At 46.4% G+C, this 26,056-nt stretch carries 26 protein-coding genes; 15 read left to right on the forward strand and 11 right to left on the reverse strand.

Annotated elements, in window-relative coordinates:
* Positions 1–63 precede the first annotated feature (63 nt).
* From atpG to MBO_RS06540, 5 genes are all read left to right on the forward strand, one after another.
* Positions 64–939: a F0F1 ATP synthase subunit gamma gene (gene atpG / locus MBO_RS06520; RefSeq protein ID WP_036365853.1), complete on the forward strand. Its 876-nt coding sequence runs from the start codon at positions 64–66 to the stop codon at positions 937–939.
* 27 nt (positions 940–966) lie between these two features.
* On the forward strand, positions 967–2,391 hold the full coding sequence (gene atpD / locus MBO_RS06525) for a F0F1 ATP synthase subunit beta (RefSeq protein WP_036365855.1): 1,425 nt from the start codon (positions 967–969) through the stop codon (positions 2,389–2,391).
* A gap of 112 nt (positions 2,392–2,503) precedes the next feature.
* Positions 2,504–2,920, forward strand: a complete 417-nt coding sequence (locus MBO_RS06530; RefSeq protein WP_036365863.1) for a F0F1 ATP synthase subunit epsilon — start codon at positions 2,504–2,506, stop codon at positions 2,918–2,920.
* Between the two features lie 49 nt (positions 2,921–2,969).
* Positions 2,970–3,698 carry a response regulator gene (locus MBO_RS06535; RefSeq protein ID WP_036365865.1) on the forward strand — a complete coding sequence of 243 codons (729 nt, stop codon included), beginning with the start codon at positions 2,970–2,972 and terminating at the stop codon, positions 3,696–3,698.
* A 72-nt stretch (positions 3,699–3,770) separates the two neighbouring features.
* On the forward strand, positions 3,771–5,456 hold the full coding sequence (locus MBO_RS06540) for an ATP-binding protein (protein WP_036365868.1): 1,686 nt from the start codon (positions 3,771–3,773) through the stop codon (positions 5,454–5,456).
* Between the two features lie 77 nt (positions 5,457–5,533).
* Here MBO_RS06540 and MBO_RS06545 read toward each other — a convergent pair whose 3' ends face one another.
* Positions 5,534–6,940, reverse strand: a complete 1,407-nt coding sequence (locus tag MBO_RS06545) for an ATP-binding protein (protein ID WP_036365871.1) — start codon at positions 6,938–6,940, stop codon at positions 5,534–5,536.
* Between the two features lie 258 nt (positions 6,941–7,198).
* Between MBO_RS06545 and rpsP the strand changes: the two genes are divergently transcribed.
* The 4 genes from rpsP (at position 7,199) to rplS (ending at position 9,438) form a co-directional block, all read left to right on the forward strand.
* Entirely contained in the window at positions 7,199–7,444 is a 246-nt protein-coding gene (rpsP, locus tag MBO_RS06550) for a 30S ribosomal protein S16 (protein WP_036365874.1), read from the forward strand.
* A gap of 116 nt (positions 7,445–7,560) precedes the next feature.
* Positions 7,561–8,124 (forward strand): ribosome maturation factor RimM, encoded by a 564-nt coding sequence (gene rimM / locus MBO_RS06555; protein ID WP_052585350.1) that lies wholly within the window; start codon positions 7,561–7,563, stop codon positions 8,122–8,124.
* A 15-nt stretch (positions 8,125–8,139) separates the two neighbouring features.
* Positions 8,140–8,901 carry a tRNA (guanosine(37)-N1)-methyltransferase TrmD gene (gene trmD, locus MBO_RS06560; RefSeq protein WP_036365877.1) on the forward strand — a complete coding sequence of 254 codons (762 nt, stop codon included), beginning with the start codon at positions 8,140–8,142 and terminating at the stop codon, positions 8,899–8,901.
* A 168-nt stretch (positions 8,902–9,069) separates the two neighbouring features.
* Positions 9,070–9,438 carry a 50S ribosomal protein L19 gene (gene rplS, locus MBO_RS06565; RefSeq protein WP_036365879.1) on the forward strand — a complete coding sequence of 123 codons (369 nt, stop codon included), beginning with the start codon at positions 9,070–9,072 and terminating at the stop codon, positions 9,436–9,438.
* A gap of 73 nt (positions 9,439–9,511) precedes the next feature.
* Here the strand turns inward: rplS and MBO_RS06570 are convergent, their stop codons facing one another.
* Positions 9,512–10,063 (reverse strand): DUF4442 domain-containing protein, encoded by a 552-nt coding sequence (locus tag MBO_RS06570; RefSeq protein ID WP_036365882.1) that lies wholly within the window; start codon positions 10,061–10,063, stop codon positions 9,512–9,514.
* Positions 10,064–10,196: 133 nt separating this feature from the next.
* Between MBO_RS06570 and uvrC the strand changes: the two genes are divergently transcribed.
* A complete protein-coding gene (uvrC, locus tag MBO_RS06575) occupies positions 10,197–12,065 on the forward strand; it encodes an excinuclease ABC subunit UvrC (protein WP_036365885.1) in 1,869 nt (622 codons plus the stop codon).
* Positions 12,066–12,144: 79 nt separating this feature from the next.
* Positions 12,145–12,771 carry a YitT family protein gene (locus MBO_RS06580; protein WP_036365888.1) on the forward strand — a complete coding sequence of 209 codons (627 nt, stop codon included), beginning with the start codon at positions 12,145–12,147 and terminating at the stop codon, positions 12,769–12,771.
* 28 nt (positions 12,772–12,799) lie between these two features.
* Here MBO_RS06580 and ubiM read toward each other — a convergent pair whose 3' ends face one another.
* The 7 genes from ubiM to MBO_RS06615 form a co-directional block, all read right to left on the reverse strand.
* The gene (gene ubiM, locus MBO_RS06585) at positions 12,800–13,990 is read right to left on the reverse strand and encodes a 5-demethoxyubiquinol-8 5-hydroxylase UbiM (protein ID WP_036365891.1); all 1,191 of its coding nucleotides are present in this window, start codon (positions 13,988–13,990) and stop codon (positions 12,800–12,802) included.
* A 29-nt stretch (positions 13,991–14,019) separates the two neighbouring features.
* Positions 14,020–14,454 (reverse strand): hypothetical protein, encoded by a 435-nt coding sequence (locus MBO_RS06590; RefSeq protein ID WP_036365894.1) that lies wholly within the window; start codon positions 14,452–14,454, stop codon positions 14,020–14,022.
* A gap of 117 nt (positions 14,455–14,571) precedes the next feature.
* Entirely contained in the window at positions 14,572–15,612 is a 1,041-nt protein-coding gene (locus MBO_RS06595) for an FAD:protein FMN transferase (protein WP_036365896.1), read from the reverse strand.
* 105 nt (positions 15,613–15,717) lie between these two features.
* Positions 15,718–16,230: a dihydrofolate reductase gene (locus MBO_RS06600; protein WP_036365899.1), complete on the reverse strand. Its 513-nt coding sequence runs from the start codon at positions 16,228–16,230 to the stop codon at positions 15,718–15,720.
* 1 nt (position 16,231) lies between these two features.
* On the reverse strand, positions 16,232–17,074 hold the full coding sequence (locus MBO_RS06605) for a thymidylate synthase (RefSeq protein ID WP_036365901.1): 843 nt from the start codon (positions 17,072–17,074) through the stop codon (positions 16,232–16,234).
* A gap of 9 nt (positions 17,075–17,083) precedes the next feature.
* Positions 17,084–17,959 carry a prolipoprotein diacylglyceryl transferase gene (gene lgt / locus MBO_RS06610; protein WP_036365905.1) on the reverse strand — a complete coding sequence of 292 codons (876 nt, stop codon included), beginning with the start codon at positions 17,957–17,959 and terminating at the stop codon, positions 17,084–17,086.
* A gap of 137 nt (positions 17,960–18,096) precedes the next feature.
* Positions 18,097–18,603 (reverse strand): RNA pyrophosphohydrolase, encoded by a 507-nt coding sequence (locus MBO_RS06615; RefSeq protein WP_036365908.1) that lies wholly within the window; start codon positions 18,601–18,603, stop codon positions 18,097–18,099.
* 297 nt (positions 18,604–18,900) lie between these two features.
* Between MBO_RS06615 and MBO_RS06620 the strand changes: the two genes are divergently transcribed.
* Both MBO_RS06620 and MBO_RS06625 read left to right on the forward strand, forming a co-directional pair.
* Entirely contained in the window at positions 18,901–19,317 is a 417-nt protein-coding gene (locus MBO_RS06620) for an OsmC family protein (RefSeq protein WP_036366006.1), read from the forward strand.
* Positions 19,314–19,745: an MAPEG family protein gene (locus MBO_RS06625; RefSeq protein WP_080702214.1), complete on the forward strand. Its 432-nt coding sequence runs from the start codon at positions 19,314–19,316 to the stop codon at positions 19,743–19,745. The genes MBO_RS06620 and MBO_RS06625 overlap by 4 nt, the downstream gene beginning before the upstream one ends.
* Before the next feature lie 44 nt (positions 19,746–19,789).
* Here MBO_RS06625 and MBO_RS06630 read toward each other — a convergent pair whose 3' ends face one another.
* Both MBO_RS06630 and MBO_RS06635 read right to left on the reverse strand, forming a co-directional pair.
* Positions 19,790–20,509, reverse strand: coding sequence for a pantothenate kinase (locus tag MBO_RS06630; RefSeq protein ID WP_036365910.1), 720 nt, complete (start codon positions 20,507–20,509; stop codon positions 19,790–19,792).
* Positions 20,510–20,517: 8 nt separating this feature from the next.
* The gene (locus MBO_RS06635; protein WP_036365913.1) at positions 20,518–21,360 is read right to left on the reverse strand and encodes a biotin--[acetyl-CoA-carboxylase] ligase; all 843 of its coding nucleotides are present in this window, start codon (positions 21,358–21,360) and stop codon (positions 20,518–20,520) included.
* Between the two features lie 72 nt (positions 21,361–21,432).
* Between MBO_RS06635 and MBO_RS06640 the strand changes: the two genes are divergently transcribed.
* The gene (locus MBO_RS06640; protein WP_036366011.1) at positions 21,433–22,242 is read left to right on the forward strand and encodes a sulfite exporter TauE/SafE family protein; all 810 of its coding nucleotides are present in this window, start codon (positions 21,433–21,435) and stop codon (positions 22,240–22,242) included.
* A gap of 201 nt (positions 22,243–22,443) precedes the next feature.
* A complete protein-coding gene (gene smc, locus MBO_RS06645) occupies positions 22,444–26,007 on the forward strand; it encodes a chromosome segregation protein SMC (RefSeq protein WP_036365916.1) in 3,564 nt (1,187 codons plus the stop codon).
* Positions 26,008–26,056: the final 49 nt, after the last annotated feature.

Consider the following 26,056-nt stretch of genomic DNA (forward strand, 5'->3'; position numbering starts at 1 on the left):
GAATGGTGTGTCAATCATTGGCACACCAAACCCTATTTAAGATAGTCCAGTATTGGAACAACTATGGCAAGCTTAAAAGAAATACGTGCAAAAGTAACCAGCATTAAAAGCACTCAAAAGATTACGCGTGCAATGCAAATGGTGGCTGCCAGTAAAATGCGCCGAGCTCAAGAGCGCATGGAGATGGGTCGTCCTTATGCCGAAAGTATGTCCCGAGTGATTACGCATTTGGTACAAGCACAATCGGATTATAAGCACCCATACATGGTGAGCCGTCCCGTCAATCGTGTGGGTTTTATTGTTGTTACTTCAGATCGTGGCTTGGCGGGTGGTCTAAACATTAACTTGTTTAAAAATCTACTAAAGTCGGTCAAACAATACCAAGATCAATCTGTTGAGATTGAATTTGCTGCTATCGGTTCTAAGGGCGTAAGCTTCTTTAAGAATTTCGGTGGCAAAGTAAGCTCAGTATTAACAGACTACGGCGATAGCCCAAGCTATGAACAGCTAAGCACGCCGGTACAAGTGATGCTAGATGATTATAGCGAAGGTCGCTTGGATCGCATCTATTTAGTTTATAACAAATTTATCAACGCCATGACGCAAAAACCTTCTGTGACACAGCTTGTGCCACTACCAGAAGGTACATTTGCTGATGATGAAATGAGTGTGTCACACAGCTGGGATTACATCTATGAACCAGATACTAAGACCCTCATTGATAGCCTTATGGTGCGTTATATTGAGTCTATCGTTTATCAAGCCGTGCTTGAAAACATTGCCTCAGAGCAATCAGCGCGTATGGTGGCGATGAAAGCTGCGACGGATAACGCTGGCAACTTAATTAAAGATTTACAGTTGGTTTATAACAAGCTGCGTCAAGCGGCGATTACCCGAGAAATTTCGGAAATCGTTGGCGGTGCTGCCGCTGTTTCTTAGCCGAACAATGAATTATAGGAGAACGCAATGAGCGGTCGTATTGTGCAGATTATTGGCGCGGTAATTGACGTTGAGTTTAGCCGTGGTCAAGTGCCTCAAATTTTTGATGCACTAAGTGTTGATGGCACTGAAACAACTTTAGAAGTACAGCAGCAGTTGGGTGATGGCGTGGTACGTACCATTGCCATGGGTTCAACCGAAGGTTTGAAGCGCGGTCTTAGCGTGTCAAACACTGGCGCACCAATCTCTGTGCCAGTAGGCCAAGCGACTTTGGGTCGTATCATGGACGTATTGGGTCGCCCAATCGATGAAGCTGGTCCTGTAAACGCTGCAGAAAAATGGTCTATTCACCGTGAAGCACCAAGCTATGATGAGCAATCTAACTCAACTGAACTACTAGAAACTGGTATTAAAGTTATTGACTTGCTATGCCCATTCGCAAAAGGTGGTAAAGTTGGTCTGTTCGGTGGTGCTGGTGTTGGTAAGACCGTTAACATGATGGAGCTTATTAACAACATCGCATTGAAGCACTCAGGTCTATCAGTATTCGCGGGTGTTGGTGAGCGTACTCGTGAGGGTAACGACTTCTACCACGAGATGCAAGAAGCTGGCGTTGTAAACACCGATGACTTCACTAAGTCTAAAGTTGCGATGGTATACGGTCAGATGAATGAGCCACCAGGAAACCGTTTGCGTGTTGCCTTGACTGGTTTGACCATGGCTGAATATTTCCGTGACGAAAAAGACGAAGCTACTGGTAAAGGTCGTGACGTTCTATTGTTCGTTGACAACATCTATCGTTATACACTTGCTGGTACTGAAGTTTCGGCACTACTAGGTCGTATGCCTTCTGCGGTAGGTTATCAGCCTACATTAGCAGAAGAGATGGGTATCCTACAAGAGCGTATTACCTCTACTCAATCAGGTTCGATTACTTCTGTACAAGCTGTATACGTGCCTGCGGACGACTTGACTGACCCATCACCAGCTACGACGTTTGCTCACCTGGACGCAACAGTTGTACTTAGCCGTGACATCGCATCTCAAGGTATCTATCCTGCGGTTGACCCACTAGACTCAACATCTCGTCAGCTTGATCCACAAGTTATTGGCGAAGAGCACTACACTGTAGCCCGTGGTGTGCAAGAAGTCCTACAACGTTATAAAGAACTAAAAGACATCATCGCCATCTTGGGTATGGACGAATTGTCTGAAGAAGATAAGATGGTTGTTTACCGTGCACGTAAAATCCAACGTTTCTTGTCTCAACCTTTCCACGTTGCAGAAGTATTTACAGGCGCGCCTGGTAAATATGTGGCATTACGTGACACCATCGCAGGCTTTAAGTCGATCATCGAAGGTGAGTACGATCATCTGCCAGAACAAGCATTCTATATGGTTGGTGGCATTGATGAAGCGATTGCTAAAGCTGAGAAGCTACAAGCGGCATAAGTTTAATGATAAGCCAAACCAGACCTTAGGGTTTGGTTTGGTGAGCTAAATTAGTGGCAATTTTTATATATCTTGAAATTGCCATCATTAGACTTAACATTAGGAGAGTATAATGGCAACTTTTAAATGCCGAGTGGTAAGTGCTCGAGAAGAGTTGTATGCTGGCGACATCAGCGTTCTAGTGGCAGCTGGTCACGATGGTGAGATTGGTATTCTTGCGGGTCACACCCCTTTGATTACCCTGCTAAGACCAGGCACTTTACGCTTAAAAAATGCTGAAGGTGCAGAAGAGATCATCTATGTATCTGGTGGTGTTCTAGAAGTGCAACCAAGCATCGTAACTGTTTTGGCAGATTCTGCTGAACGCGCACATGACCTAGATGAAGCAAAAATTGCTGAAGCACGCCGCGCAGCTGAACAACTATTGGCAAATCAAAACAACACCGTTCAGACGAACGCTGCACTGGCTGCATTGGCTGAGTCCGTAGCGCAGCTACAAACCATCCAAAAATACAAAAACCGTGCTTAATCGGTTGGTATTTTATAAAGCAATCGTATGATTTAGCTTAAGGATAACCATGACAACGAATACACCAACACCTGAAAAAGAAGACATTCCTAGAATCTTGATCGTTGAAGATGATGAAAGATTGGCAATGCTAACCCAAGATTATCTAAGACGTAATGGCTTGGATGTCGCCATTGAGACTGATGGCACGCGTGCGATTCGTCGCATTGTCAGCGAGCAGCCAGATTTAGTGGTGCTAGATGTCATGTTGCCTGGATCTGATGGTTTGACAGTTTGCCGTGAAGTACGACCAAATTACCGAAATCCAATTTTGATGTTAACGGCTCGTACCGAAGACATGGATCAGGTATTAGGCCTTGAGATGGGTGCGGATGACTATGTCGCCAAGCCTGCCCAGCCAAGAGTATTGCTAGCGCGTATTCGTGCATTGCTTCGCCGTTCTGAGACCGCACCTTCTGTAGATTCGCCACAACGCTTAGAGTTTGGTGATCTGGTGATTGATAATGGTGGTCGTTCTGTTACTTTGAATGATGAATTGGTTGATTTTACTAGTGCGGAATATGATTTGCTGTGGCTATTAGCTTCGAATTCAGGTCGAATTTTATCCCGCGAAGATATTTTTGAGCGTCTGCGTGGTATTGAGTACGATGGCCAAGATCGTTCGATTGATGTTCGCATTTCGCGCATCCGTCCAAAGATTGGTGATGATCCAGAGAATCCTAAGCGCATCAAAACCGTGCGTAGCAAGGGTTATTTGTTTGTCAAAGAAGGCAACTAATGATGTATCCAAAAATAAAAGCTGGCTGATGCTGGCTTTTATTTTATTTTTTTTTGATGATTGTTGGTTTTTATGGCGCTAATTTCTTTAACTGAACGCAGTATCTTTTTTCGCATTTATGCAGGGCTTTTATTGGTGTGCCTTGCAGTGGCTTTTTTCGCCTATTTGCTTGTAGATACCATCAACCAAGAGCGTATCCAATCCTATCGCGAGAAAGCCTCTACGGGCGCTTTCTATCTTATCAGTCAGGGCGTGGCGCATCAACAAGAACCAAGTCGTCGTCAGTATTGGCTGTCAGATGCCAGTCGATTGTTTGGTGAGAGTTTCTCAGTTGTTCCAATGAACACGGTTGAATTTAAAGGTCGTGAAATCAGACGTCTCAACGAAGAAAAAACCGTGGTTCGTTATGACTCCGCCACCAAAGAATCAACCATGTATCACCGAATTGCTGGCGAAGATAATCTATTAACGGTTAAGCTATCCCAAGTTGGTGAGCGTCAGGTGCGTGCATTGACGATTTTCTTGTTGGATGATTTGTCTTATTATCCAACTATTGAGGCTAAGACAGGGCGCTTGCAGTTTTTAAGCCAAAAATTTTCTTATCCTATTCAAATTAGACCCATAGATTCGGTGGGTCTTGATTCTAGCCAGATTGCCCGCATTCGTCGTGATGAGCCAGTCATTCTCTATAAAGACGGCGATGGTATTCAAAACTCATTGATCTCATTTGTCGTGGCATCAGAAGTTGATACTTCGGTTATTGTCATTGGTCCTATTGATCTTTTTAATTGGTTTCCGCTGAATCTGATTGCCAGTGTGGTTTTGATTTGTTTATTGCTCATTAGTTTGGGTGTTTATGGTTTGATTTTCCCGCTTGAGCGCAGATTACAGTTGCTACAGGCGGGTTTAAAACGTGTCATGCAGGGTGATCTAAATACTCGTGTGCAGGTCGTGGGGCATGATGATGTTGCGCGTCTTTCATCTACTTTTAATGCCATGACGCAGCACATCAAGCGTTTGATTGAGGCGCAAAGGGAGCTGACGCGTGCGGTGTCGCATGAGCTTCGTACGCCTGTTGCGCGTATTCGCTTTGCGGTGGATATGCTGGCTGACGAAGATGACCATGAGTCTAGACAATTTCAAAAACAATATATCGATGAAGACATTGAGTCTTTAAATGAGTTGATTGATGAGATCTTGACCTATGCTAAGTTGGAAGAAGGTTCGCCGAAGCTTGAGTGGGAATTGGTCGATTTGGGTGATCTGGTGAAGCAGGTTGAGCGTGAGACGAATGCCCTTGGTAAGGACATCAAGGTTCTAGTGAATATCACTTCGCCTAAGGCGCAGGCGATGGCAGACAAGCGTTATTTGCATCGTGTGGTACAGAACTTGGCAGGTAATGCCATGCGATATGCTGAGAGTAGCATTATCATTAGTACAGGCGTTGTGAAAGGGCGCGCCTTTGTTAGTGTTGAAGATGATGGGCAGGGCATCAAGGAAGAGGATCGTGAAAAAGTCTTTGTGCCATTTGCGCGTCTTGATGACAGTCGTACTCGCGCATCAGGTGGTTACGGTCTTGGGCTGTCCATCGTCTCACGAATTGCCTTTTGGTTCAATGCCAATCTAAAAGTTGATGAAAGCCCTGATCTAAAGGGCGCAAGATTTATCATGGATTGGCCAGCTAAGCAAACGGGCGTGTATATCGTTGCTGATGAACTGACCCAAGCCAAAAGCGATAAAGTGCTGATTGGTGATTAAGTCTTTTATGACTTGATTGAGTTAGTAATAACATAAAACCACCTAAGTGATTTTAGGTGGTTTTATGTTATTTTTCGCTATTCTTCGGTATTGTCATTGATAACGACTTGAGTGATGAGTGGGATTTTGATGCAGACATATAGCCCTCCCTCAGGATGATTCATCGCTTCGACCTCGCCTTGGTGTAAGCATGCGATTCGATTGACGATGGCAAGACCTAACCCGCTGCCTTGAGTGGTGCGTGCTGTCTCTCCGCGCTCAAATGGCTGCATGATGCGCTCTAGCTGATCATCGGCCACACCTTCGCCCTCGTCTTTGACATGAATGATGAGCTTGGGGAATTTGGCATGCGGATCAGTGAGCTCCAGACCAGCATCCTCATCAGTGGCAGGCGGTAGGATCGATGCACCAATATGAATAGGCTCACGACCATAACGAATGGCGTTATTCACCAGATTGATGATGAGGCGCTTGATTGACAGCGGGCGAACAGGCACATCGTGGCTGACATCACTTTCATAGATAAAGCGCGTATCGGTAAACTGCACCATAATTTCCTTAAAAATCGTGTCTAGATTTGTCAAGCGCACAGGTTCATCTGAGCCATCCTTCATGAATGAAATGAACTGCTCTAAGATGGCATCCATGTCCTCAATATCATAAACCAGTCCTTCGCGGAAAAACTCATCGGGCAGCATCTCCGCCGTCAGACGCATTCTGGTCAGGGGCGTGCGCAGGTCATGACTGATGCCTGCTAGCATGATGGTTCGTTCCTTTTGGGCTTGGTTTAGGGTGGTGAATAAGCGGTTAAAAGCGGTATTAACTTGGCGAATCTCTCGCGGACCCTTGTTGGTGGCGAGCGTGGTGGCGTGTCCTTGTTGAATGTAGTCTGTGGCGGCGCGTTCTAGTTTTTTAAGTGGGCGATTTAATCCGCGCACCAGCATCCAGATGGTTAATAAAGTGATGAACGGCAATCCAAAGGCAAAACCTGCCAGCACGCCCGTGCTGTACTGAGAATAGTAAGTCACAGGCTCGCGCAGCCATCTGTTGGGATATTTGCTGTCTTGTACCCATAATTTGGGTTCTGGCTTGAATTTAAAAAACACCTTAACTTCACGCCCAAGCTCACGCCTGATCTCGCTTGCCAATATGTCAGTTAAGTCGCTTACGAAGAATTTATCGGTCACATCAGGAAACCGCTTGGGATCATCGATGATCTCAACATGACTGTTATCAATCAGCCACGCCATCATTTTAGGATCATCTTGCCAGGTGGTGCTGACACTGTCCATGAGCCTAATTTCACTGGCCAGATAACTTGCGTGGTTCTTTAATTCAGGTAGATACAGACTGCGCCAAAACAGCCATACAGACAGCCAAACGCTGGCAAATACGATAAAAATCACCACCAAGATCGTCTGCCAAGTGTTAGAATATAGGCGGTGGCGCAAATGGGCAAAAAAATGGCTTAGGCGATGACTCATGGGCTGCTCTGGCGTTCATTGAGGTTATGATGTGGAAAATTGTATCACAGCTTCGCGACTTTTCGAAATGTTGATAAAAATTTGCCAAAAATACGATATTTTTTAGATTTTACTTTGAAAGGCGAGCAAATTTTGGTATAATTGAAGTCTTTTTAATGGTTCTGTTTTGTCATCGGCTCATCCTCAACTCGGACGACAGGATTATTAACCTAATTCTTGCAACAAACTTTTTTACTTAATTTTTTAAAGAGAGTTATCATGGTTGTTATTCGTCTAGCCCGTGGCGGCGCAAAAAAACGTCCTTTCTATCAAGTAGTTGTTGCTGACAAGCGTGCTGCACGCGACGGTCGCCACATCGAAAAAATCGGTTTCTTCAATCCACTAGCACGTGGTCAAGAAGAGGCTTTCCGCATTGACCTAGATACTTACAATGCATGGATCGCTAAAGGTGCACAGCCTTCTGATCGTGTAGCTCAGCTAGTAAAAGCTAAGCAAGCTGCTTAATACTTATTGGTGGCTTTGACGCACGCCAATAGTTAAAACAAAAAATCGGTTTGTGTTGTTCATAGAACTTCTTCGCAAGCCGATTTTTATTTTATCCGTTTTTAGATGATGAAGATATGATCACCACGAAGCCAAATTTACGCCGCGATGTACAAACACCCAATGCCGATGAATTAATCAAAATCGCCACCTTGAAGAAGCCTTATGGCATCAAAGGCTGGCTTTGGGTATTCAGCGAGACGGACAATCGCGCTGATGTTTTTGCCATGAAGCCTTGGTGGATGAAGACGGCGACTGGATTTAAGCCGCTGACGGCGACGAATTGGCGAGAGCAGGGCGCAGGCTTGGTGGCGAGCTTTGTTGAGGTTCCTGACCGCAATGTCGCTGAGACCATGAATGGCACAACGATTTGGGTGCACCGAGATAATCTTCCTAGTCTTGATGAAGATGAGTATTATTGGTCTGATTTGATTGGTCTTACTGTGATTAACGAAGAAGGCGAGAATCTTGGCATCATTAAAGAGATGTTCGAGACAGGCGCACATGAGATCATCTCTGTCAAAGCGACCAAAGACAGCATCGATACCGAGGATAGACTGATTCCATGGCACAAAGAGATTGTGCTTGCTGTGGACCTAGAAAAGCAAACCATGCTCGTAGCATGGGGCGCGGACTACTAGCGGATCGGATTTGGTATGTTTTTTGCGGTTATTAGTATCATGCCAGAGATGTTCGGCGCGGTGCGTGATTTTGGCATCACAGGCCGCGCAGTGACGCGTCAGCAAACTGTCATTCATGTGATTAACCCTCGGGATTTTACCACAGATAATTATAAGCGCATCGACGAGCGCACCTTTGGTGGTGGACCGGGTATGGTCATGATGGCAGAGCCATTGGAGCGTGCGATTTTACATGCCAAAGAGCAGGCCGCGAATTATCTTAAGGATAAAGGCATCGATGATCCAATTTGTCCTGTTGTCTATATGTCGCCGCAAGGTAAGACTCTGGATGAGCCAAGCGTGGTGGAGTTTGCTGATTATGATGGCATGATTCTACTGTGTGGTCGTTATGAAGGCATTGATGAGCGTCTGCTGGAATGCTATGTCGATGTTGAGGTGTCGATTGGTGATTATGTATTAACAGGCGGGGAGCTGCCTGCGATGGTGCTGATGGATAGCGTCATTCGGCGCATTCCTGCCGTGATGGGTGACGATAAGTCAGCGGTCGAAGACAGCTTTGTGGATGGACTGCTTGACTGTCCGCATTATACCAAGCCGATCGAATTTCAAGGTAAGGCAGTGCCAGATGTGCTACTGTCAGGTCATCATGCCAATATCGCAAAATGGCGATTCACTCAACAAGTAAAACGTACCAAAGCGCGTCGCCCCGACCTGTGGGAGAAATTCACCCCGACCAAAGAACAGGCTCAATGGCTAAAATCTCTGGATGAGGAGTGATAAAAACTGCTTTTGTTCTTGAATGCGAACAAAATATCTAGTAAAATAGTCAAGTTTTTGCCCATGTGGTTTGGGCTTGCAGTGATTCACTGCTGATCATGTTACGATATGCGACCTCTTAACCACACACAAGAGGTATCAGCCTATGTCGTTAGATTGGAGATTGCCATGAGCAACAAACATCCCCTAGTTCAACACATCGAAAATTCACAACTTAAAGAGCACCCAGCTTTTGCACCAGGTGACACTGTTGTGGTACAAGTAAAAGTTCGTGAAGGCGACCGTGAGCGTCTACAGGCATTCGAAGGCGTGGTTATCGCTAAGCGTAACCGTGGCTTGAACTCTTCTTTCACCGTGCGTAAAATCTCAAGCGGTATCGGTGTAGAGCGTGCATTCCAACTACATTCACCACTAATCGACAGCATCAGCGTGAAGCGTCGTGGTGACGTACGTCGTGCGAAGCTTTACTACCTACGTGATCGTTTTGGTAAATCTGCACGTATCAAAGAAAAATTGGGTGCAAGAAAAGAAGCTTAATTCTCCTTTTCTCATCTCAAAAAACCCTGTCATTAGACAGGGTTTTTATTTTGTACGCTTTTGTTGTTCAAAATTATTCAAAGCGTGCGGTTTGCGCATGAGATTTGCTGTGGCTTCGTAAGCGGATGTATAAGGTCTTATCAACTTTGGCGATGGTTTTGCCATGCTCATCGGTGATGTTTACTTGATAGTCGCGGAATACAGGTTCGCCGGACTTGGCAAGGCTGATAATGGTATTAATCTCTTCGGTGTCGATCTTCATGCGTGCGGTGACTTTGCTGTCGGCGGCTTTGATGAAGTCGATGGTGGTTTTTTTATCCCAGACGACATAGTCTTTACCAAGTCGCGCCATGAGCATCATCATAAAAAACGGATCGGTCATCATGAATAGGCTACCACCGAACTGTGTGCCGACGATGTTTTGATTGAGCTTGGTCAGTGGCATGCTAACGACGCACAGACTGTTATCAAGGTCCATCACTTCCACACGAATGCCTGCGCCCACGAGCGGTGCATAGGTGGCAAGCCTTACCTTTAGTAGGTGTGGCATAAGCTGAGGATAGGCGATTTTGCGACCTTTTTTGATGAGTTTGTCAAGGCGATCTTTGGCGCTTTGAATGGTCATGACGTTCTCTGGGTATAAAATGAATATTTTGCCATAGATTTGTCATTTGATAAAGGATAAATGTGGGCGAACATCTTGCAAATGCTAAAATTTGCCTTATTATCAATGCTAAATGACGATAAATTTAATAGACATGAATGATACGCCAAATCCCCCCAATCTTGATCAAGGTCAATCCAACGAAAAAGACAGAAAATCTCACATCAACCACTTATTAAAATCCCTACCGAACCTGCCTGGGGTGTATAAGATGCTTGGCAAGTCAGGCGAGATTCTGTACGTTGGTAAAGCAAAATCCCTAAAAAACCGCGTCACCAGCTACTTCGCCAAGACTGTAGAGCACCCCAAGACGCGAGCACTCGTGCAGCGTATCTATGACATCGAGATCATCATCGTGCGCGGTGAGACAGAGGCACTGCTGCTTGAGCAAAACCTCATCAAGGTGCACAAACCGCCGTATAACATCATTCTGCGTGATGATAAGTCCTATCTGTATGTGTTCATTTCAGCTGATCGATTTCCAAGATTGGGATTCGGACGAGGCAAGGGGAATCACGTCGAAGGAAGGTTCTTTGGGCCGTATCCATCTGCAACAGGCGCAAAAGAAGCATTGCTGCTCATGCAGAAGCTTTTTATGATTAGAAACTGCACCAACAGTTATTTTAATACGCGAAAACGACCTTGTCTTGAATATCAGATCAAGCGATGTAAGGCGCCTTGTGTGGGTATGGTTAGCCGCGAAGAGTATTTGGATGATGTTAATAGCGCGCTATTGTTCCTAAGTGGGGAGAATGCCCAAGTCCAAGAAATGCTGGTCAGCAAAATGGAAAGGGCAGCAGAGGAATTAAACTTCGAGCAGGCGGCATTTTATCGTGATCGAATCACCATGGTCAGTGAGATGCAGGCGCGCCAAGCAGTGTTTCGCCTAGAGGGGGAGGCGGATGTCTTTGCCGTCGATCACAAGGCGGGCGTGACGAGCATCCATGTGCTGACCGTTCGCGGCGGCAAGGTGCTGGGCGGTAAGAATTATTTTCCCGATGAGATTGTGCTTGCTGAGCAGAATAATGCTGAGCGTCTGGCGGAGTTTATTTTGTCGTTTTATTTTCAGGTGAGTGATGATTTGCCCGCTGAGATCATTGTTAGCGAGCATCTGCCTGATGCTGATACCATCGCAGAGCTATTAAGTGAGCAATTTGGCAAAAAAACACAAATCAAACACCGCGTCCAAAAGCATCGCAGCGAATGGCTAAGTCTGGCGGTGTTAAATGTTGACAACGCCCTTAAGGCTAAGATGACAGATTATTATGAACTAAAAGCGCGCTTTAATGCCTTAAAGTTAGTGCTTGAGACGGTATCGCCACGAGCCATTGATCGCATTGAGTGCTTTGATATCAGCCATACGATGGGCGAGGCGGCGGTGGGATCTTGCGTGGTGTTCGACTCTGGCGGCTCTCGCAAGCGTGATTATCGCCAATATGCCATCCACGACATAACAGGCGGCGATGACTATGCGGCTATGCGTCAGGTGCTCATGCGTCGATATGCCAAGCATGAATTGCCTGATTTATTGTTAATCGATGGTGGTAAAGGGCAATTAAACATCGCCAAAGAAGTGCTAAGCGAATTAGGTAAGTTAGATGATACGCTGCTGGTCAGCGTGTCAAAAGGCGAAGGGCGTAAGGCAGGGCTTGAGATGCTACACTTTATCAATCATGAGCCGATCGACCTGCCCATGGACTCTAAGGCACTGCATCTGATCATGCATATTCGAGATGAGGCGCACCGCTTTGCCATTACCAATCACCGTAAAAAACGCGACAAAGCTCGTGGGTCGTCAGTGCTAGAAGTCATCCCAGGCCTGGGCGAGAAAAGACGGCGTGAACTACTCAATCACTTCGGCGGTATCCAGCAGCTCATCAGTGCATCTGAGCTTGAGATCGCCAGTGTTAAAGGCATTGGTAGGGTCTTGGCGAGTACGATTTATAAGGCGCTACACGATTGATGACTATAAGGTTGGATTGGTCTTTACTGTCTTAATGGTTACTGTGTTATAATTTTACTTTTTTAGTCACTGATGTGTCATGTCGATAAAATTACTCCACGTCAAGCCAAAAGGCATTCAGCATACGCCTTTTGAAGATTTTCTTGCGGTGCTGATTGGGACGTTTGTTGTGGGCTTTGGCGTCATGCTTCTAAAGCAAAGTGCCATTGCTCTGGGCGGTACGGTTGGTTTATCCATGATGCTGCATCATACGACAGGCGTTGCCTTTGGCGTGTGGTTTTTCGTGGTGAATTTGCCATTTTATCATTTAGGTTATCGCAGACTTGGCGGTAAGATGATTGTACGCACGGCGGTAGCTGTTGCGCTGCTGTCTGTGATGACCGAGATACACCCTTATTTTATAGATGTCGCACAGCCTAGCCCCGCATACGTCGTGATCTTGGCCAATATTCTGATTGGAATCGGGCTTTTGATATTATTTCGCCATCGTACGACGCTTGGTGGCTTTAATTTGCTTGCGCTAGACGTCCAAGACCGCCATAACATTCCAGCTGGTAAAGTCTTAATGGTGATGGATGGGGCGGTGTTATTGTTGTCATTATTTTATCTAAATCTGCAGACCTTCATCTTATCAATCATGGGTATGCTGATTTTAAATGCGATATTGGCGATGAATTTTCGTAAAGACAGATATGTCGGCAGCTAAAAAACGCACCAATGGATGCGTTTTTGATTTATTTGCCGGTTAATTGTCCAGCAATCCAGCGCTTAATCGGCGGGAAATTGTTACTGGTGCGAAGGGCGACATCGCGCAGTATGCGCACAGGTCTTGAGTCATTGGTGAACATCGATACCATCGCATTCGTGCCATGATAGAGCGGTCTGGTGTGACGCTGATGGTGTAGATTGTAGGTATGTAGCAGCTTGGCGCTGCCGATGTCGCCATTCTTGCGGTGGGCATTCATAACAAGACTACCCAGAATATCAACGCTGATCAGGCCGAGGTTATAGCCATGTGCAGTGACAGGGTGCATACCAACAGCGGCATCACCAATCAGTGCGGCGCGCTCTGCGATGAAAGTCTTGGCATGAACGCCCATGAGCGGGTAGTGATGAACCGTGCCTGCGATTGTGCATTCACCCAGCTTGTCGCCCATCATGCGCTGCGCTTCTTTGGCAAGTTCGTCAGCAGTCATGGCGAGTAGCTCAGCGACCTGTGTGTTATCCAGTGTGATGACGCAGTTGGTTAGGTTGTCGTGCAGTGGCAACAGGGCAAGGGTGCGCCCATAGAAGAAACATTCTTGGGCGGTGGCGCCATTAGATATAGGGTGGCTGACCCTAAAGACAATCACCGTGCGCCCAAAATCGTTCATCTGCGCCCCGATGCCAAGTGTGCGACGTACGAATGACAGGCGACTGTCTGCACCGATGAGTAGGTTGGCGGTTAGGGCTGAGCCGTCATCTAATGTAACGATGGCTTGCTGAGAGTTGGTCTCGACGGATGTGATGGTGCTGTCTGTCAATAATGTGACATTGGGTAGATCTTTAACTTCATCGTACAGTGCTTGTCTGATGTTGCGGTTTGAGATGAGATTGCCCAATCTGTCCAATGAGCTGAGTATTTTTAGGTCAGTTGGTACCTTAAAATGTAAAGCATAATCAGAGGTGCCGCTATACACCTTAGCATCTCTTAATGGATAGATGTCATCGGTGTTGAAACGTTGCCATGCGCCTAAGTTTTGTAAGATTTCTTTTGAGCGGTGTGTCAAAGCGATCTCACGCCCATCATAAGCAGGATTTGCGATGCTGTCTAGGCTTGCCTTTTCAACGAGGGTGATGTTTAGGTCGGTGCCTTTAAAATATCTGGCAAACGCAAGCCCTGCCGGACCTGCGCCGATGACGATGATGTCGCTATGACGGCTCATGATGATCTCTTTATGTTATTGTTTTGGTTTTATTGATTTGATTTGTAATCTGCCAGTTCGTTTTTGACCGCAGTGCTTACCCATGCCTTTAGATCACCAGACAGATGCACCATGTGCTCGCCCAAGAAATCATCTAACTGCGCCGATAATTTTGCACTGATGCGCGCTTCAACATCGGACAATTCTTCTGGGCTAAATTCGCCGTGAGTCTCTTGGATGAGTGGCGTGGTGTCGATGCTATGTACCAATTTAATAGGCTCCTTCGATTCGCCTTGGTGCGTGCTTAGTAGCTCAGATACTGCGCCGCCGAAATCGTTATTCGTGAACTGATAATCCTTGGCGGCGATATCGCTACCGAGCATGTGAATGATGTCGTCTAGTTCTTGATGGAAGGCTTGCTTGACAGCATTTGGGGTGGCAAGCCAGCGTTTAGAGAATTGTAGGGTTGGTGAGAAAGTCGCCATGTGTCATCCTTATTTTTTTTAAATCTGATTGTTAAAATAACTACTCATAAGCATTGTAAAACAAAACCCACGTCAAATAAAGTGCTAAAAAGAAGTAGTGCTGTGCCTCTGGTCTATTTATTTGGCATCGAACGTGGTGAGCGCGTCTGATTTAACCAATTTAAAGCCTTTGCCATCTGTATTCTCGATGATGAATAATGCTTTGATGTGATGGTCGTTTGCCATCCGCAGTGCATTGTCATATGGTACGGCGGTCAGTGCTGTTGCCCAGCCGTCTGCCAGTGCGGTGCTATCATGCAAAACAGTGACGCTAGGTGCTGAACCTGCCACAGGTTTTGCGGTGGTTGGGTTGATGGTGTGGCTGTAGCGCACCCTGTTAAATTCCACCGAATTGCGATAGCCACCAGACGTTGCCATGTGTAGGGTTTGCCCTGATTTTTGGGTGATGGTGGTGATGGTCTCTCGACTGGCAATAGAGCTGTCAATCACGGGCGAATCGATGGCTAGTGTCCATGCACTGCCTTTGGCATTCACGCCTTTGGTGGCGACTTCACCGCCAATCTCTACCATATAATCGGTAATCTGATAATCATCGGTAAGGACGCGCGCGATGGTGTCCACGCCATAGCCTTTGGCGATCGCTGAGAAGTCCAGACCCACGCCATCGTGTATCTTATGGATGCTGTCATTGGTTAGAATGACTTTATCCAGACCGATTTTGTCTTTGATGGCGTTTATTTCATTGTCTGTGGGTGGTGATTGCAGTCGCTCGACGCTCATCTTCGAGCCAAAGCCCCACAGCTCCACCAAAGGGTAAACCGTCGGATCGAAGCTACCACCGCTCGCCTGATAAATGGCACGACTGTCGCCAAGTACTTGCAAGAAATCCTTATCCAGCGACATGGGGTGATTGCTCGGCAGTCGATTAAACTTTGAAATTGCGCTGTCTTCGATGTAGGTGGACATGCTTTGGTTCACTTCTTCAAGGCGTGCATCAATGGCGGCTTGAATGTCTGCGCTGTTTTGGTTGTTGTTTTTGAAGGTGATGTGATAAGTTGTCCCCATCGTTTTGCCTTCGATGCTTTGGTAATCGCTCTTTGGCGAACAAGCGGTCAAACAAACGGCAGGTACAGCGAGCAAAAGTAGCAAGTGGCGCATGTCATTCCTAAATGATAAATAAACTGTCGGTTATTTTAGCATTTTTTGACGAATAGATAAAACAAAACCGCCAAAGAGCGGTTCGTTGATAATGAGAACGATGGATTAAGATTGGCGCTGCCAAGTGGTAAATTCAAAAGCAATGCCGCTCTTATCATCGGTTTGTTGCTCTGAACGCCAGATTTCCTTGAATTCATTGCCGATGGCAGGATAATGCGTGTCACCTTGCACGTCCAGATCGACTTCGGTGATTTCTAAGATATCCGCCATGCTTAGGCTTTGGCGGTAAATCTCGCCTCCGCCAATAACAAAAATTCTATCTTTACCCAGTCGCGTCGCGTCAGCTTTGGCACTCTTGATGGTGGTTGGCAAATCATGGGCGACCGCCACACCGTCTGCTGTCCATGCCGTATCTCGTGTAATGACGTGATGTGTCCGATTGGGCAGAGGTCGACCGAGCGACTCAAAGGTCTTTCGCCCCATGACAATCACGCCCCCTGTGGTAATCTCTTTAAAATGCTTTAAATCAGCAGGGATATGCCAAGCTAGGTCGTTGGCTTTGCCTATGCAGTTTTGGCGGTCTTTGGCGACCACATGGACGATCTTGATGTTATTCATATCACACCGCCACGTCTGCCTTGATGCGTTCATGCGATTGGTAGTTTTCGATGCTGATATCATCAAAACCAAAGGCAAAAATATCCTTAATTTTAGGATTTAATTTAAGCTGACAAAGTAGCAATGGCTCGCGGGTTAATTGTAATTTTGCCTGTTCAAAATGGTTATGATACAAATGCGTATCGCCGCCCGTCCACACAAATTCGCCCACGTCTAGCCCGCATACTTGAGCGATCATATGGGTAAATAGGGCGTAGCTTGCGATATTAAATGGCACGCCCAGAAACACGTCCGCACTGCGCTGATACAGCTGACAGGACAGCTTGTCATTCACGACATAGAACTGAAACAGCGTATGACAGGGTGGTAGGGCGACTTGGCTGGCTTCATTGGGATTCCAGCCTGAGATGATGAGGCGGCGAGAGTCGGGATTGGTTTTGATTTCGTTGATGAGCCATTTGATCTGATCAAAGCCGTCTGTCTGATACGAGCCGTTAGCGTTTTTGGTCGCTCCAAAGTTACGCCACTGATGACCATAAACAGGGCCCAAATCACCTTCTTGACGACCGAATCTTGCTGTCTGCTCCGCGGTCGCCCACTCGTCCCAAATGGTTACACCATTGTCCTGCAAATATTTGACGTGAGTATCGCCTTTGATGAACCATAACAGTTCGTGCGTGATGGATTTCATGTGTACTTTTTTGGTGGTAAGTAGGGGAAATCCATCCGTCAAATCAAATCGCATTTGATAACCAAACACCGAACGAGTGCCTGTACCGGTGCGGTCAGATTTGTCTTGTCCTTTGTCTAGGATGTGTTGTAATAATTCTAGATATTGTTTCATGTCCGTGCCTTAGGCTTTTTGCCAATCGTAGATGTTCTTTTTGTAGGCGAGCACCATCAAAATCAAGCCAGCGATGATCATCGGCAAGCTATATAGTTGCCCTTTGCTCATCCATCCAAAGATCAGCTCATAGCCAACATCTGGCTGACGGAAAAATTCGGTAATAAAACGGCTGCAACCATAACCCAACAAGAACAGCGCAGATACAGCATAGCGCGGACGTGGCTTGGCGCTAAACCACCACAGCAATATGAACAGTAATGCGCCTTCGGTCAGTGCTTGATATAACTGGCTTGGGTGGCGTGGCAGTAGGAAATAATCGCCCATCTGCATCGCGATATTGTGCAGGCTTGGGTCGGCGTTGATGAGCTCATGGTCGGCGTGAACTGCTTGGGGAAAATACATCAGATGAGCATAATCGCCGTGCGATACGCGCCCCCACAGCTCGCCATTAATGAAGTTGCCCAGTCGCCCAAACAAAAGCCCCGTTGGCACGGCAGGCGCGATAAAATCCAGCACGGTAAAGGCGTATTTTTTGTATTTACGTCCAAAAAAATACATAGCAAAAAGCACACCAACAAAGCCACCATGAAAGCTCATGCCGCCTTCCCACACACGCAGTAGGTAGGCAGGATTGGATAAAAATTCGCCAAAATTGTACAAAATCACATAGCCGATACGACCGCCCAAAATCACACCCAGCGCCCCATAAAATACCAAATCTGAGACCATTTCTTGAGTGAAATCGCCGCGTTTTTTGGCGCGATAGCTTGCCAAGCCATATGCGAATAAGAATGCAAGCAAGTACATAAGCCCATACCAATGCAGCTCAATAAAGCCTAAATCTAGGGCGACAGGGTTAAATTGGGGGTGGATAATTGCCATGATTGTCCGAATTTTTTGAAATGATTAACCGCTCATTATAGCGAAATTTTTGATTTTTATCTAAGTTTTATTAGTTGGTTTTTGTGAATATTTCTGTGAACAAAAAAAAGACCAAGCGACTGCTTGATCTTTTTTGGTTAGTAGTTGGAGGGTGGTAGAATCAGCTCGCTTTTTAGGGGGAGTCGTTCTATCAGCTCTTGCAATGCCTTTTGATAGACGCCGCGCTTAAAAGCGACGACTTGATTTAAAGGATACCAATAGCTGACCCATTGCCACTCATCAAATTCGGGTTTTGAAGTATCAAATCGAATGTGTTGGGTGTTGTTTTCATCTAAGCGGAGCAAAAACCATTTTTGTTTTTGCCCAATACACAAAGGCTCTTGGTTGGTGCGGATATAACGTTTTGGTAAGCGGTAGCGTAACCAATCTTTGGTAACCGCAAGCAATTCCACGTGCTGTGGATAAAGTCCGACTTCTTCATGTAGCTCGCGGTACATTGCATCAAGTGGAGTTTCGCCATAATCGATCCCCCCTTGTGGAAATTGCCAGCTGTCGTGTCCGATGCGTTTTGCCCAAAGCACTTGACCTTGTGTATTTGCCAAGATGATACCGACGTTGGCTCGAAAGCCGTCTGAATCAATCATGACTAAACTCATTATTTAAAATTTATAAAAATTCTACCCAAAATAATGGGCAGATAACTTAATGACTATTAAAACAAATTTTCACCAAAAAGTGTAATATTTTTTGAATAAAAATGTTTCTAGATGGTTTTTGGGTTGATCGCTAACTTTTGGCTTGCTTTATTGTCATATAAAATGAAACGACCAACCGATTACACCTTGAAAATCCTGCAAAAAACCGCCATAGTGTAGCTGTTTTCATGTATTATATTAATAACCTAATAGTCATCTAATAAATTGGAGTGCTGTATGTCTGATATGAATGCCCGTGTGTCATGGCTAAAAAATGACGTGATTAATTTTAGTGCCAAAAGTGGCTCAGGTCATGAGGTGATCATCGATTCTGCTCAGACATTGGGTGCTAAGCCGATGGAGTTGATTTTGATGGGTTTGGGTGGCTGTGCCAGTTATGATGTCGTGAGTATTCTAAAAAAATCTCGCCAAGCGGTCGCGGACATCCACTGCGAAGTCTCTGCCAAGCGTACCGATGCGATTCCTGCGGTGTTTACTGACATTCATTTGCACTTTGTGGTGTCAGGCACGAATGTCAAAGAATCACAAGTTGCCAAAGCGATCGAGCTGTCTGCGACCAAATACTGCTCGGCCTCAAAAATGCTGGCTGATGGCGGTGTGAACATCACTCATGATTATGAAATCATCGAAGTTGCGTCATGAATATCATCACGATGTTCGTCGCCAATTTCTCATCTGACATGGACATTGCCATCAAGGCGATGTTGGTGGCGTGTCTGCTGCCTTTGGTGTTTGCCATGCTTGCCAAGGCGACAGGCGGGTTTAAGATGTCGGATAATGCCAATCCAAGACAGTTTCTTAGTCATGTGACAGGGCTGTCAGCGCGCATGAATGCTGCTCAGCAGAACAGCTTTGAGGGGTTGCCGATTTTCTTGGCGGCTGTGATCGTGGCGATGTATTGTTTTGTGCCACAGAATGTGATCAATGTGCTGGCGTGCCTATATGTACTACTGAGAATTGGCTACGGTGCGGCGTACGCCTTTAATATGCCGTTGGTGCGCTCGGTGCTGTGGGTGCTTGGCTTATTGTGTTGCGTGATGCTCTTTTATTTTGCAATTTTGGTTATTTAAGTGACCGATACTATGCTGATCGCTAAAGATTATTTAGCGGTTTTTTAGCGATCAAAATACCGTTTTAGACCGATGAGCAGCAGTTCTTTTTCTACCTTTAGGGCATCATCAAATTGCACATTTATCATATCCGCCCCGCCCCCTGTGAGCGTAATCTCAAAATCAGGGTAGTCTGCTTGCAACGCACGCACCGCCCCCACCACGCCAAACAGTACGCCATGATTGACCGCATCAAAGGTCGTTTTGCCCAATTCGGTGCTGTCAAACCGCCCAGCCTTCACCGCAATCTGCTGAGTGCCTGCATACAGGGCATGGCGTTGCATATAGACGTTAGGTAGGATATATCCGCCCAAATGCGTGCCGTGTTCTATCAAATCAATCGTTAAAGCCGTGCCACAGCCCACCACGCATTGTTTTTTGGTGTTATCCACCACGCCAAGCATTTGTAGCCACCTGTCCACGCCAAGCTGATTGGGGTCGTAGTGGCTTGCCAAAAGGGGATGTGTGGCATTGACTTTGGCAAATTCAAAGGGTACGGCAAAGCCTTGCAAGGTCTTGTCAATGGCGGTGTTGATTTTTTCGCCAAGCACGCTAGAAATCCCCACAAATTCAGGCTCAAAGCTCGCCAATGTGCCAAGCAGTCCAAGCAATAATTCATTGGGGGCTTTTAGGTGTTCTTTTGCGTCATGGGCGATAATGGTGTCGTTATCTACAATCCAATATTTTAGGCGGGTGTTGCCCAAATCCAGCCAAAGTTTTTTCATGACTTTCCTTAGTTTGTAACGATTTTTGCCATACCTGCAAATATCGGCTTAATATCGCCATTGTCATTCAATAACAATTCGCCTTGATTGCCAATGCCGATACATCTGCCTTTGGCATAAATATCCGTCATATTATTTTGCATAAAAATATGAATGAGTTTATCGGTCAAAAGATGATTGGCGTTAAATTTATCAATAAAATTTTGCAGATACATGGGTTCTTTACAATGATTGCAAATTTCTACCGCTTGAAATACCGCATTTGCCATTGGGATATATAAATCTTGGGCTGTTGTTTTTATGTCGGATAATTCTTTTAAGCACGTCGCTTGATAAAGACCGTCTTTTATCACAGGCGAATTATTGACATTTAACCCCACGCCAATCACCACACCCACAAGCGTATTTTTATCCAATTTTTTAAAAACAGGCTCAATTAAAATGCCAGAGAGTTTTTTAAAAAATCCTGCCTTATCATCATAAAATCCCACGTCATTTGCCCATTTGACGCCAATGGGGGGTAGGCTAGCCGTCTGGCGGTGGGTGTTGATGTTTTGGATAATGGGCAAATTAGCAAGCTCATATCCGACAGCAAGCGAAAGTAGTCCCGACAATGTGTTTAGCTCATATGCTCCATTTCCGATGGGGATATATAGGCTTAAAAAAACATTGTCCGCACCGCTCACCCACGTCCGCCCATGCTGTCCACGCCCTGCCGTCTGGTGGCTTGCCGTGTATAGGTGGGGGGTAATATGGGAGTGCGCGCCGTCTGTGATGGCGTGGATAAGCTGGGTGTTGGTGCTGTCCGTGCTGTCAAAATGGGTGTGAAGCGTAGATGTAACAAAAGCCATAATTTTGGTTTTTTAAAATGAGTAAAATTGGGCTATAATAGCACAATTTTATTAATTGATGAGTGTGTCATTATGATGTATCTGTGGTTTGTGGTCGCAGGAGCGTTTGCGGGTGTGTGTGCAGGGCTGTTTGGCGTGGGCGGTGGTCTGATCATCGTGCCTGCGTTGGTGTGGATTTTGGGGGCGTATGCTTTCCCGAGTGAGATTATCCCGCATGTGTCGGTGGGGACGGCACTGGCAACCATCATCATCACTTCTATCAGCTCGCTCACTGCTCATAACAAAAAGGGAGGTGTGCGCTGGGATGTCTTTAAGAACCTAACCTACGGCTTGGTCATCGGCTCGCTGTTCGGGGCGTGGGTGGCAACGCTGATTCAAGGTGATTATTTGCAAGGTCTGATTGGTGTGTTTGCCATCATCATGTCTATTCAGATGTTCATGAAAAAGGCGGATGAGAACATCAAGCCCCTGCCTAAGCCGATGAGCCAAAGCGTGGCGGGCGGTGTCATTGGCATGGCTTCGGCGATTTTTGGGATTGGCGGTGGCAGTCTAAATGTGCCGTATCTTACCCACGCGGGTCTGCCCATGAAACAAGCGGTCGGGACTTCTGCAGCGTGCGGCTTGCCGATTGCCATTGCTGGCGCACTTGGCTTTATGTGGTTTGGTAGCAGCCATGTGGCGAATATGAGCGAGCCTGTGGCAGGACTGCTTGGCTTTGTACATTTGCCTGCCTTTGTTGCCATTAGTGTGGCGAGCTTTATTACCGCCAAACTTGGAGCAAAAATCGCCCACAAACTGCCTGCTGCCACACTCAAAAAAGCCTTTGCGTGCCTATTGATTGTGGTGGGTTGTCAATTGGTTTGGGGTGCTTTTTCAGGCTAACTTATGCTGAATACGACAAAAGCCTTGATATTGATCAAGGCTTTTTTATGGCAAGTTGAAATCAGTCTTTTGATTTAAATCTTGACACGCATTAGTTGATTGTTAGAACCCAAGAAAACCGCACAGATTGCACAAAACGACATTCAAAATTTGTTATAATAGCCATCTTTTGTTTCTTATTATCACAAAAACTGCCAAATCATGCGCCTAAAATCCCTAAAACTTGCCGGCTTTAAATCCTTTGCCAATCCCACCACTTTTACCTTTAAGCACGACATTACTGCCATTGTCGGGCCGAATGGCTGTGGTAAGTCGAACGTGATTGACGCGATTCGCTGGGTGCTGGGTGAGACGTCTGCCAAACAGCTTCGTGGCGGGGCGATGAGTGATGTGATCTTCGCTGGGGTGGAAGGTCGAGCGGGCAAATCTTTGGCAAGCGTGGAGCTGACCTTTGAGCATACTCAGGATGAGACGAGTGGCATTCGCCACGCACTGAATCTGTATCAAGAATTGACTCTGCGCCGCCAAGTGACCAAAGATGGCAAGTCTGATTACTTCATCAATGGTCAGCGAGTGCGTCGCCGTGATGTCGTGGATGTGTTCTTGGGTACAGGTCTGGGTGCGCGTAGTTATGCGGTGATCGAGCAGGGAATGATTGGGCGAATCGTGGATTCTAGCCCGATGGAGCTACGTTCGTTCATCGAGGAGGGGGCAGGGGTGTCTCGCTATCAGGCGCGCCGTGACGAAACTCAAAAAAAGCTCGACGAAGCCCGTGATAACCTAGAGCGATTATCCGACTTACAAGGCGAATTAAAAAAACAACAGCGCACGCTCATGCGCCAAGCCGAATCCGCCAAAAGATATCAAGAGCTCTCCGATGAGCTTGCCAAAATTAATAAAGAAGATTTATTAAAGCGCATCTTTGAAGCATGGCAATACCACGAACACAAAAAAATACAGCAAGTCAGCTCATCAGAGACTCTGAACGCACTTGAAACTGTGGTGAATAAAGCCAAAGTGGAGCTTGAACGTCTGTCTAATAAGGTCGCCGAGGGACAATGGCTAAAAGACGACGCGCGTGACAAATACCATAATGCGCAGATGGCAGAGCAGACCGCTCAGCATAATTTTTATACCTTAAATCAAGAGCTTAGCCAAGCCGATGATAAAATCCAAAGACTAACACTCATCAAAACCGAAGCGCAAGATGGCATCGAGCACGCCAAAAAAGAGCTGACCAAGCTAAACGAAGAGCGTGCAAGCATTGAGCCATCATTAAAGGTGTTGGGCGATCAACTTACCCAAAAACAAGCCGAACTTAAACAACTTCAGGGTAATTGGCAAAGCATCCGAGACGATGTGAACACACTTCAAGCTCAAAAAAACATCCTAGAAAATGCCCAAAAACTTGCCGAATCTCAAAAAAGCCGCGTGCTGGCCAATCGCGAAAAATGGATAAAAAAACACAATGAGCTGGTGTTGTCTTTTGAGTCTATTGGCAAAGAAAATAGCGCTGATGCTGATGAATTGAATCGCTTGGCAGGCGAGATTAAGACGCTAAGCCTACGCCAAGAATCTTTGGCGGACGATGATGATAAAGACAAGCTTGACGAGATGACCAAGACGGTTCAATCGCTACAATCATCTCACGCCACCCTTGAGAAGCGCCATACCGCCTTGGCGAGTGAATACGACATTCTACATAAAATGGTGCATGCCAAACCAAAGGTAGAAGAGACATCAGCCAAGGCCGATGATTTTTCGCATCTGACACGCCTAAAGGACGTGGTGCGCCTGAGCCGTCAGGGTGAGAGCTTTGCTGGGGTGCTGGATGAATTCTTGGGGTTTTGGATGGATGCTAAGATCTTTGATGATTTGGCATTAAAGGCAGCTTTGGCAGCGCCGAGCACCAAGGATAAACAAGCGAGCCGAGCCATCTTTAAGACAGGCGGCGGCTATGGCGTGAATGATAGTAATCTCATTGCTTTTGGGCAGTTGTTCGACGCGCCAAGATTAAAGCTGTTCGATGCTTGTTATTTGCTGGATGAAGAGCTTGATGAGCAGGCTTTATCTCGGCTGAGCGATCAGATCACAGATGGTCGATTGATCTTGACCAAGACAGGCTGGCTGATTGGCTCGTTCGGTGTGATTCATGGCTCAAGCTTTGGCGCAGAGTCGTCACTACTTAGCCAAAAAGCTGAACACAGCAGGCGTCTGGGTCAGCTAGAAGATGAGCTGGGCGCATTAGAAGATGAGCTGGAGCAAAGCGAAAAAACACTAAAAACTCACACCATACAGCTTGAAGCACTCAAAATCGCCCAAGATGAGAAAAGCGCGCAGATGGCCGTCGTGCTCTCAAGCCTTCATAAGGTACAGCAGGCACATACGATCTTGCAGGCCAAAATCCAAACTGACGCCATCAAGCGAGAGAATTTTGCCAAGAATAAAGCCGCTCTGGATGAAGAGAAAGAAGAGATCGGAAGCGAGCTTAAAGTATTAGAAAGTCAAATAGCTGATGGAATTCAGCAGTTGAGCGAGCATCTGCCGCGTTTTGAATCGGCACAAAACACGATGACGGCCATGACCAAAAGCATGGATGAATTAAACGCTCAAGTTAAGGCACTGACAGATGAACATCAGGGACTTCAGCTAAAAAACAGCACGCTCGCCCAAGCTCTCACCCACACCCAAAGACTGCTTGAACTTGCCCAAAAGAACCTAAGTCAGGCTGAGACCGACATTCAGGCTGTCAAAGACAACGAAAAAAATCTCACCGCCAAGCTGCCACAGCTTGAGGCAGCATTCAAAGACGCCAAAGCTCAGACCGCTGCGCTTAAGATTATCAGCGAAGAGCATGAGGCGGCCGCCAAGGCATTGCAGCTCATGCAGGTAAAACTCCAAGAGAACTTGACTGAGGCGCACACGAATTTTGCCAAGGCTCAGACAGAGGCTGCACAAATCACAGCAGATACTGCGGTGGGCAAGAGTCGCTTGATTGACTTGGGCGATGAGATGATGCGCATTGATGAAGGCTTTAATTTGCCTTCGATGTTGGCAGATTTTCGAGCCAAAACACCAAAATTCAAAGACAACACCGCTCGTATCGATACCATCAAGGCAGACATCGCCAAGCTGGGCGCGGTGAACCTTGCGGCCGCCCAAGAGCTTGCCGAGCTTGAAGAGCGCGTGTCGCCCATGGATATTCAGATTAACGACATCACAGAGAGCATGGCGAAGCTAAAAGACGCGATTTCTGCCATCGATGAGAAGACCAAGGCCTTATTCCTGTCTGCTCTGGATGCCGTGAACGCTGAGCTTAATTCGCTATTTACCAAAGTATTCGGTGGTGGTCAGGCGAGTCTTGCGCTGATTAATGATGAGAATCTGTCCAAAGCAGATAAATGGCGAGCAGGATTGGTATTGATGGCACAACCAAAAGGTAAAAAGAACAGCCGTCTGGCTGTGCTCTCTGGCGGTGAGAAAACTTTGACTGCGCTAAGCTTGATTTTTGCGATTTTTAAACAGCATCCTGCGCCATTCTGTGTGCTTGATGAGGTGGATGCACCGCTTGATGATGCTAACGTGGGACGTTTTACCAGCTTGATTCATGAGCTTGCCGATAGCGTGCAGTTTATTTTTATCAGTCATAATAAGCTTGCCATGCAGATCGCCGATGAATTAAAAGGCATCACCATGCCAACCGCAGGCATCTCAAGTCTTGTAACGGTCAATCTAGAAGAGGCGGAAAAATACATCGAGAGCTAACGGTGCGCCAATAAAAATCCACCAAACGGTGGATTTGTGCGTTGCTCTT

Origin of the sequence: Moraxella bovoculi 237 (assembly GCF_000696305.2) — a bacterium.
GTDB classification, from domain to species: domain Bacteria; phylum Pseudomonadota; class Gammaproteobacteria; order Pseudomonadales; family Moraxellaceae; genus Moraxella; species Moraxella bovoculi.